We start from the raw sequence: 9,171 nt of genomic DNA on the forward strand, positions 1-9,171 counted from the left end.
TTAACTAGGTTTCATTACTAACACAGCAGGTCAAAATCAGTTTGCTTTATAGCTTCATTTCTCAACATATTTTCTGTCTAAGAAATACGGTAATTTCAAAATAAAGATAATGCAGGTAATTCATGCAGTTTGGTAAGTACTTCATAGATCTGTCACAGCCTCAGGTAATGGGCATTTTAAATGTTACTCCTGATTCATTTTCTGACGGCGGCAAGCACACAAATGTATCTCAAGCCCTTGACCATGCGCTTCGCATGATTGAAGAAGGGGCAACTTTTATTGATATAGGTGGTGAATCGACAAGGCCAGGCGCGCCCGACGTATCGCTGCAGGAAGAACTTGATCGCACAATACCCGTTATTGAAGCCGTAGCTAAAAATACCCCATGTGTTATTTCTATTGATACCAGCAAGGCTGACGTTATGCGGGAAGCGGTGAAAGCTGGCGCGGGGCTAATCAACGATGTCCGCGCGTTACAAGAGCCTGGTGCATTGCAAGTAGCAGCTGAAGCACAAGTACCTGTTTGTCTAATGCATATGCAGGGGCAACCCAGAACCATGCAGCAAAGCCCTGAGTATGATGATGTAGTGAGTGATGTGGGGCAGTTTCTACTCGCGCGTACCAAAGTGTGTGAAGAAGCGGGCATTGCTAAAGATAAGATTTTGTTCGACCCAGGCTACGGTTTCGGAAAGTCACTGGAACACAATTATACGCTGGTGAAACACTTGCCATCGCTTATGAAGCTGGGTTACCCAGTGCTAGTAGGCATGTCTCGCAAGTCGATGATTGGCAATTTGCTAAATAGAAAAGTGGATGAGCGCTTGGCGGGAAGCATAAGCCTCGCTACAATTGTCGCCCAAATGGGCGCACAGATAGTTCGCGTTCACGACGTGAAAGAAACAGCTGATGCTGTCAATATCGTGAAAATGCTGAATTCAGTAAAATAAGGAATAATAATGACGCAGCGCAAATATTTTGGCACCGACGGTATCCGCGGAAAGGTAGGCGAGAGCAATATCAACCCAGAGTTTGTTACAAAACTCGGGTGGGCAGCAGGTAAGGTCCTTGCCGGACGAGGGACGAACAAAGTACTTATTGGTAAAGACACGCGTATTTCTGGCTACATGCTAGAGTCGTCTTTAGAGGCTGGTTTATCGGCTGCTGGTATCAATATCGGCTTGCTAGGCCCCATGCCAACGCCAGCCATTGCTTATCTCACCAAAACATTTCGCTCAGAAGCAGGGATAGTGATTAGTGCGTCACATAATCCGTTTTATGACAACGGCATTAAATTTTTCTCAGCGCAAGGCTTTAAGCTTGATGATGATATCGAATTAGCGATTGAAGATATGCTTGAGCGTCCAATGACATGTGTGGCATCTGATAAGCTGGGTAAGGCCACGCGTATAAACGACGCTGCGGGTCGTTATATTGAGTTTTGTAAGGGGACATTCCCTTCAGAATTATCGCTGACAGATCTTAAAATTGTTGTGGACTGCGCACATGGCGCAACGTATCACATTGCCCCCAATGTATTGAGAGAGTTAGGTGCTACGGTTATCGAACTTGGTACAGCGCCGAACGGTTTAAACATTAACGACGGAGTGGGCGCAACCTCAATGGATGCGATTGTTGAAAAGGTTAAGGAGACCGGCGCTGATCTTGGCTTTGCCCTAGACGGCGATGGCGATCGCATTATGATGGTAGACCATTTAGGTAACGTGTTAGATGGTGACCAGATTGTTTACATCATTGCCCGCGACGCGCTTAAGAACGGCAAAATGCAGGGGGGGGTCGTTGGCACGTTGATGAGTAATTTGGGCCTAGAAAATGCGTTGTCAAAGCTTGGTGTTCCTTTCGCAAGAAGTAATGTTGGCGACCGTTATGTGATGGAGCTGCTACAGCAAAAAGGCTGGTCTATTGGCGGTGAAAACTCTGGTCATGTTCTCAATCTTAATATGAGCTCTACGGGTGACGGTATTGTAGCTGGGCTTCAAGTGCTTGCCGCAATGCTTCGTTCGCACATGGACTTACACGACTTAGCAAGTGGGTTTGAAATGTACCCGCAAACGCTAGTTAACGTGAGGTACGCTAACCAAGAAGTGGATTATTTAGCACACAGCAATGTACAAAATGCTAAGAAAGAGGCTGAGTCTGCGTTAGGTAAAACGGGCAGGGTACTTCTACGTAAAAGTGGTACTGAGCCGTTAATTCGTGTGATGGTTGAGTCGAATGACGAAAGCCAATCTCACAAATGGGCAGAACATATTGCTGAAACTGTTCGTAATCTCGCCAATTAGTTGGCGTAGCAGGAAATTTTGCTTTTTGTGCTTGTATCTTCTCAATTAAATAGTTAATATCACGCCCGCTTTGAAGACAGGGCTAAGGTCTGCGTTGTGAGTAAAAATCTTAGAAAGCCATTCGTGGCTGGCAACTGGAAAATGAACGGAAATTTGGCATTAGTTGCTGAATTTAATCAAAAACTGGCGAATGTAAAAGCTGATTCGGAAATCGTTATTTGCGCTCCTTCACTTCTTTTACACGCATTTGAAACCCATTCGTTTGCCATTGGTGCTCAAAACGTAAGTCATCTTAATAACGGCGCTCACACTGGTGAGTTGTCAGTTGAAATGCTTAAAGAAGCAGGTTGCGGTTACGCAATTGTTGGGCATTCAGAAAGACGAGAAGACCAAGGCGAGTCAAGCGAACTTGTTGCATTAAAGGCAAAGCAATGTGTTTCTTCAGGTGTCGTACCCATCATTTGTGTAGGTGAGCCACTTGAAGTGAGAGAAGCAGGTGATGTTGAATCGTTTGTTGGCGAGCAACTAGATGCACTAGTTAGCGCCATGTCGATAGACGAACTCAGCAAAACTGTTATTGCATACGAGCCGATTTGGGCAATTGGTACTGGTAAAACAGCCAGCCCTGAGCAAGCACAAGAAGTACACGAATTTATTCGCGGCTACTTTAATAAAGTAGATGCACAATTGGCTCAAGGCCTTCGTATTTTGTACGGTGGTAGTGTTAAGCCAGATAATGCTGAAACCCTATTTGCACAGAAAGATGTAGATGGCGGTTTAATTGGCGGAGCCAGTTTAAAAGCTGAAGATTTTATTTCAATTTGCCAAGCGGCAAACTGACGAGGTATTTATGATTTACGAAGTGCTATTAGTAGCATACCTAATTGTAGCGCTATTACTTATTGGATTTGTATTGATCCAACAAGGTAAAGGTGCAGATATGGGCGCTTCATTTGGCTCAGGCGGTTCAAACACTGTTTTCGGTTCATCAGGTTCAGGTAACTTCATGACTCGTACGACCGCTATATTAGCAGGCTTGTTCTTCTTAATTAGCCTTTCTTTGGGTGCAATGACTGCAAACCGTGAAAGCGCAGAAGATGAGTGGAACAACCTAGAAGTTCCAGCGGCAGTAGAAGAGCCAGTAGAGCTACCAGCTGATCAAGACGTACCAGTTATTGAAGATGCAGCTCAAAGTGACGTTCCTGTTGTTGAAAGCGATGTAACAGACGTACCAAAGTCTGACGACGCTGAAGGTTCAAACTAAAAAGTTTTCGCGGAAGTGGTGGAATTGGTAGACACGCCATCTTGAGGGGGTGGTGAGCATAGCTCGTGCGGGTTCAAGTCCCGCTTTCCGCACCAAATAAATGTAAAGGCCAGCGCAATGCTGGCCTTTTCTGTTTTTACACTGTGTAATTCTTGTTAAGGTGACCCTGTACGCTCACTTTTAATTGGCCTTGTTAATTGTAACAAAGCGTTAAAATCTAAAATTTACAGGATGTTATGTCTGTTCCTATTTTTATTATTCGGCTATGCTTTTCAATACTTAGTCACACTGTCTGCGACATAAACAAAACAATTTTTACGAGGCACTATAGTGCAAAAAACACTTAGTCAGAGTTTGTTCCAAACCCTATTCATAGGGATTGTGATAGCATCACTTCTGATAATTGGAGCAGTGTGGCGCTCAGCCAATACTCTCGTTGTTCAAAACATTGACCACAATATTGTTTTAGCAGAGAAAGTATTCGATAAAGTGGTTGCGGATCGTCAAGCTGTCATACGCAACGTTTCAAAAGTACTGTCTCGCTCATTTGATTTCAGGCGTGCGGTAGGCACAGAGAATATACCCTCTATTGAAGCGGCGTTTACCAGTTACGCGCAGAGACTAAACACCGATATCATCGCTCTGGTAAGTCTAGACCATCAAGTAGTTGTAACGCGTACAGACCTATTTGAAGTCGGTCAAAATGTGGAAAGTAGCCTTGCATTGGTTGCTAAAGGGAAAGACAGCGGTTTCTTCGTAGTAGATAACAAATTAGTACAGTTAAATCTAATTCGCGTAGAAATACCTACGCTTAGATATTACATGCTAATAGGCGTTGAGTTTGATAGCAGATTATTAGAAGAGCTAAAAGCGCTCGTAGACGCTGAAATTATTATCTCAAGAACTGATACCAATGACGTTCTTACGACTACCTTAAAAGAAAATGATGCGCAACGGATCCTCGCGTCAGAACACGACCCCTCGTGGATAGATGTAACGTTTAAAGACGAGCTTACTTACTTTGCCCGTGAGGTGAATATCGCCTCTGATGGCAATTTGCCGGTTAAGATAACTCTAGCTGTAGATACAACGTCTTCATTTAGTGCTTTCACACGTATTCAATTGACGATTCTGGCATTTTGCTTAGTCGCAATATTCATTGCTCTGGGTCTTTCTCTGCTGCTTGCCAGGAACGTGAGTCGACCAGTGTCTACCTTGGTAAAAGCAGTGAATAAGGTCGCGTCAGGAAGCTATGGCGCAACCCTTGACGCACCGTCGAACCTCAAAGAGATTACCGAACTTGCCAACGCAGTCGACAGCATGCAAGCAAGTATTAAAAGCCGTGAAAATCATATTCGTTATCAAGCAGAACACGACGTGCTTACCGGGCTTTTCAATCGGAACTATGTTGAAGGCTTCTTCGAGTCACAACTGCAAGAAGAAAGAGAGTTACAGGTTGTTGCCATTACCGTAATCGGATTTCGAACCATTAACGACCTCTACGGTTACTCTAACGGCGATAATACACTGAAAGCATTGGCCGAGAGGCTTCAGCGTTGGCCTGGTACATCCGCAAGATTAGCTGGCGGTGAGATTTTATATATTACGCAAGATTCACTTAATGATGACCAGCTCGAAACGCTCAAGCACATATTGGAGCAACCAGTGGAAAGTAATCTGATTGCAATTCCAGTAAAAGTCGCCATGGCGGTTATCCAGTGCCCGCAAGATGCAACAACATCAGAAGAATTATTCAGAAAAATGAATATTGTTACTGATGAAGCGATACATAGCGACAGCTGGTGCGTTCGCTATAGGACAGAACTAGAAGATAAATACAATCGCAGACTATCAATTACCACTGAACTAAAACGTGCACTGGCTAGCCAGCAAAACGAACTGTCCATGGTTTACCAGCCAAAAATAGATCTGCAGACAATGAAAGTATGCAGCATGGAAGCGCTTATTCGCTGGAATAATAGTGTTCTGGGCTTCGTTCCACCTGATGAGTTTATTACCATCGCTGAGCAAGCAGGGTTAATTGAGCAAGTTACAACTTGGGTAATGAAGCAAACCATTTCAGACTTAGCTTATTTTAGAGGCATGGGGTATGGGTTCACCGTTGCGATGAACTTATCTACTCAGGATATTCAAAATAAGGTACTTCTAGGGAAGCTGGTGTCGCTTTTAACTCAGGAAGGTCTGTCACCTGAAGCTCTGGAACTTGAAATAACAGAAAGCGATTTAGTTGCTGACGCCTCGCTTGCTATAGAGAACCTTAATGAACTAACGGCGCGGGGCTTTCATTTCGCCATCGACGACTTTGGTACAGGCTATTCGTCGTTAGCCTATTTAAAGAACTTGCCCGTAAAAACGATTAAAATTGATAAGAGTTTTATTCTGTCGCTCGCGAGTGATGAAAACGACCAGCAAATTGTTCATACCGTGCTGAGTTTGGCGAATGTGTTTAATTTAAAGGTTGTGGCTGAAGGTGTTGAAGACGTAGCGTCGCTTGAAATCTTAAAGGACTGGGGCTGTGATATCGTTCAAGGTTATTACATTAGTCGCCCACTTAGCCGTTCAGACCTTGAAGACTGGCTTCAAAATACGCCTTTCGGTGAATAGCTATTTTTTCAAATTAAATTTATTGTTTTACAGTAATCACCATGCCTTTGCCGCAGTATTTGGCGACATGGCATCGTAAATGCAAAACAAATAATGAAGCGTGTAAAACGCTCTGCGGGCCTGATTTCTTCGCCAAAGTGTGAGTATTTTGCCCACTGAGTTGTGAAATTACTTCAAAAACAAGGAATTTATTATGGACATCATTCGTATACTTTTATCGATTTTACTTCCACCGCTGGGCGTATTTTTACAAGTGGGTATCGGTGCTCACTTTTGGATTAATATCCTTTTAACTATTCTTGGCTATTTCCCAGGTGTTATTCACGCTGTTTACATCATCGCTAAAAAGTAGGTGGTGAAAAACGCTGTATTGGCGGCTATGCAATAAATTGCATAGTCGTCGCGAGTACAGCAACCAAATATGAAATAAACAAAAGCCAGCTTTAATAGCTGGCTTTTTACGTGATGACTGTTTGTCGAATAGGACGATTTCGGCAACGTGACATATCCCATGTTAGGCGGTGAGCTTTTCGTCGTCTAACTCTTGCTTCATCTCTTTTTGATATTCATCTGCAAGTTTTGTTTTTTGGCGGTCATTAAGTACATTGCCTGCAACTTGGAAGAATTCCTGTTCTTCGTCGGCAAGGTGATGTTCCACCTTTTCCTGAAGTGTTTTCAAATGACGCAACCAAGCTGGTGAACTCATATCCGTATCATCGAGCTTTGCGAGTAGCTCATCAATTTCGTGATGCTCTGCAATGCCGTGACGTGTTAAATCTACAGTGGCATCTTTCTCCAGAAGATGAGAATAGAAATGGCGTTCTTCAGCGATGGCATGACTTTCAAGCTGTGTCTTAAGCTCTTGAAAATATTCACGGCGCGCAGCAGTGTTTCCGCTTGTTTCAGCTAGTATTTTAAGCAGTAAACGTTGCTTTTCATGGTCTTGACGCAAAGCTTCAAAAATTTTCATGGGTAGTTCCTTATAAATACCTAAAAAATGAATCACACCTGTGGTAATGCTATTTTTATTCCATGAATGGAATATCTGTTACGCGCTGATTTTTATAAGAAATTTCAAATGAAGTGACACAGAGTCATTGAATTGGGAAAGGGGACAACGCAAATTTTACAAGTCAGTTTCCGATAAATTCACGGCAGTAAGTCCGTGAATTTACCGAAAGAGGGAGATGGGATATGCGCTACACGCCTTGTGCGACCATGGCGTCAGCGAGTCTACGAAATGCTGCTACATTGGCGCCTTTCATATAATCAACGTAGCTGCTTCCAGCATCGCCTTCAGATTTACCCTCATCAACACAGCGCTGATGAATGCTTTCCATAATTGAATAGAGCTGTTCATCGAGTGCGCTTGCGTTACGTTGATTGAACATGGCGTTCTGGCTCATTTCTAAGCCCGATAGCGCAACGCCGCCAGCGTTTGATGCTTTGCCTGGTACGTACGCAATTTGGGCGTCTAAAAACAAAGCCTGCGCTTCATTTGTGCACGGCATATTCGCACCTTCTAGTACCATTTGGCAGCCGTTATCTAGCAGTGATTTTGCATCTTCTTCAAGTAGTTCGTTTTGCGTAGCGCAAGGCAGTGCTATGTCGCATTTTAAATGCCAAGGCTTTTTATCAGCTATCCACTTGCCCATGTTTTCATCTGCCATGTCAGCAAGGATATTGTTGCGGTTTGCATGGTTGTCGATTGCCCATTTAAACGCGGTATCAGTTAACCCATTCTCATTATGTAAAAGCCCTCGGCTATTAGACAGCGAAATAACTTTTCCGCCTTTCTCTACCGCTTTAAGTGCAGCATGCAACGCTACGTTTCCGGCTCCAGACACTGCAATGGTTTTGCCTTCAATTGGAGTACCTTGATGTCGACATACCGCTTCTAAAAAGTAAATTAAGCCAAAGCCTGTGGCTTCAGTACGTACATAGCTACCACCAAATTCTAAGCCTTTACCAGTTAATACGCCTTCGAACTTATTGTTTAGCCTGCGATATTCGCCATAAAGGTACCCTATTTCTCTCGCGCCGACGTTTATGTCACCTGCAGGTACATCGGTGTTCGCGCCAATATGTCGCTGTAATTCACGCATGAAGGCTTGGCAAAACAACATAATGTCGCGATCAGTACGCCCTTTGGGGTTAAAGTCTGACCCGCCTTTACCTCCACCCATGGGTAAGCCGGTCAGGGCATTTTTGAAACACTGTTCGAAAGCAAGAAACTTAAGCACCGATAAGTTGACGGTAGGATGAAAGCGCAAGCCACCTTTGTAAGGACCCATGGCTGAATTGTGCTGTACACGCCAACCTTGATTGACTTCAATATTGCCATCACTGTTCATCCACGACACGGTAAAATAAATAATGCGTTCAGGCATGCAAATGCGTCTTATAATATCGAACGCTTTGTAGTTTTTGTTTGCATTGTAAATAGGAACAATATCTTCTAATACTTCGTGTACCGCCTGTAGGTATTCCGTTTCGTTAGCAAATTTCTCATTAAGAAAGGTATAGATTTCTTCAAAGTTACTTTTCTGAGTCATGTACTGCTTAATCCTTTTCTTCAAAATTGGTGAGAACGGTAAGGCTTCGAGGGCATGTTTTTATCTCAAGCTTTTCGCCTTCGTAAATCTCGCCGTCGACAGCATACGCCGTGGGCTTATCAAATGTTAACGTTATGCTTGATGCGCGTTCGTGCCGTATTGATTCAGATTGCTTCTTTGCTTCAGCTGGACTTAGCACTAGCTCTGCTAACGATGCGAATTGTTTATCAGAGCTGGGCTGAGGTAATAGCCAGGTCAAATCAAGCTTTCCATCGGTGATGTCGGGCGGCTCTGCGCCTTGAGCAAGTGCTGTGGTCATTGGAGCTGCGTTTGCAATAACAAAGCTCGGCGTTTCTAAGGTTTCAGCTGGCTGGTTGTCTTTTGCTACTTTAAACGTCATGTTTTCATTATTTGAAATCGCGTTCCA

8 protein-coding genes, 1 tRNA gene and 1 pseudogene are annotated in these 9,171 nt (G+C 43.7%); 7 read left to right on the forward strand and 3 right to left on the reverse strand.

What is annotated here, in order from left to right:
• Positions 1-122: 122 nt before the first annotated feature.
• The 7 genes from folP to BIZ39_RS11185 all read left to right on the forward strand — a co-directional run bounded on the left by folP (position 123) and on the right by BIZ39_RS11185 (position 6,541).
• Positions 123-947 (forward strand): dihydropteroate synthase, encoded by an 825-nt coding sequence (folP, locus tag BIZ39_RS11155; protein WP_187446984.1) that lies wholly within the window; start codon positions 123-125, stop codon positions 945-947.
• A 9-nt stretch (positions 948-956) separates the two neighbouring features.
• Positions 957-2,300, forward strand: a complete 1,344-nt coding sequence (gene glmM, locus BIZ39_RS11160; RefSeq protein WP_014949367.1) for a phosphoglucosamine mutase — start codon at positions 957-959, stop codon at positions 2,298-2,300.
• A 96-nt stretch (positions 2,301-2,396) separates the two neighbouring features.
• Entirely contained in the window at positions 2,397-3,140 is a 744-nt protein-coding gene (gene tpiA, locus BIZ39_RS11165; protein ID WP_039232718.1) for a triose-phosphate isomerase, read from the forward strand.
• Between the two features lie 10 nt (positions 3,141-3,150).
• The gene (gene secG / locus BIZ39_RS11170; protein ID WP_039232721.1) at positions 3,151-3,564 is read left to right on the forward strand and encodes a preprotein translocase subunit SecG; all 414 of its coding nucleotides are present in this window, start codon (positions 3,151-3,153) and stop codon (positions 3,562-3,564) included.
• A gap of 9 nt (positions 3,565-3,573) precedes the next feature.
• Positions 3,574-3,659 (forward strand) — tRNA-Leu (locus BIZ39_RS11175).
• A 235-nt stretch (positions 3,660-3,894) separates the two neighbouring features.
• Positions 3,895-6,189: a putative bifunctional diguanylate cyclase/phosphodiesterase gene (locus BIZ39_RS11180; RefSeq protein WP_039229424.1), complete on the forward strand. Its 2,295-nt coding sequence runs from the start codon at positions 3,895-3,897 to the stop codon at positions 6,187-6,189.
• Between the two features lie 193 nt (positions 6,190-6,382).
• Positions 6,383-6,541, forward strand: a complete 159-nt coding sequence (locus tag BIZ39_RS11185; protein ID WP_014949371.1) for a YqaE/Pmp3 family membrane protein — start codon at positions 6,383-6,385, stop codon at positions 6,539-6,541.
• Positions 6,542-6,703: 162 nt separating this feature from the next.
• On the opposite strand, the gene BIZ39_RS11190 is transcribed toward BIZ39_RS11185, so the two are convergent.
• From BIZ39_RS11190 to BIZ39_RS11200, 3 genes and pseudogenes are all read right to left on the reverse strand, one after another.
• The gene (locus BIZ39_RS11190) at positions 6,704-7,159 is read right to left on the reverse strand and encodes a hemerythrin domain-containing protein (RefSeq protein ID WP_049587787.1); all 456 of its coding nucleotides are present in this window, start codon (positions 7,157-7,159) and stop codon (positions 6,704-6,706) included.
• Positions 7,160-7,388: 229 nt separating this feature from the next.
• A complete protein-coding gene (gene gdhA / locus BIZ39_RS11195) occupies positions 7,389-8,744 on the reverse strand; it encodes an NADP-specific glutamate dehydrogenase (RefSeq protein WP_187446985.1) in 1,356 nt (451 codons plus the stop codon).
• Between the two features lie 7 nt (positions 8,745-8,751).
• Positions 8,752-9,171, reverse strand: a pseudogene (locus BIZ39_RS11200) (hypothetical protein); the annotation flags it as partial.

Origin of the sequence: Alteromonas sp. BZK5, assembly GCF_014349115.1 — a bacterium.
GTDB lineage: Bacteria > Pseudomonadota > Gammaproteobacteria > Enterobacterales > Alteromonadaceae > Alteromonas > Alteromonas macleodii.

What these genes read in the sequence shown, in the direction of transcription:
- secG (WP_039232721.1), top strand. Translation starts at nt 3,151, where the DNA reads ATGATTTACGAAGTGCTATTAGTAGCATACCTAATTGTAGCGCTATTA.
- folP (WP_187446984.1), top strand. Translation starts at nt 123, where the DNA reads ATGCAGTTTGGTAAGTACTTCATAGATCTGTCACAGCCTCAGGTAATG.
- glmM (WP_014949367.1), top strand. Translation starts at nt 957, where the DNA reads ATGACGCAGCGCAAATATTTTGGCACCGACGGTATCCGCGGAAAGGTA.
- gdhA (WP_187446985.1), bottom strand. Translation starts at nt 8,744, where the DNA reads ATGACTCAGAAAAGTAACTTTGAAGAAATCTATACCTTTCTTAATGAG.
- BIZ39_RS11185 (WP_014949371.1), top strand. Translation starts at nt 6,383, where the DNA reads ATGGACATCATTCGTATACTTTTATCGATTTTACTTCCACCGCTGGGC.
- BIZ39_RS11190 (WP_049587787.1), bottom strand. Translation starts at nt 7,159, where the DNA reads ATGAAAATTTTTGAAGCTTTGCGTCAAGACCATGAAAAGCAACGTTTA.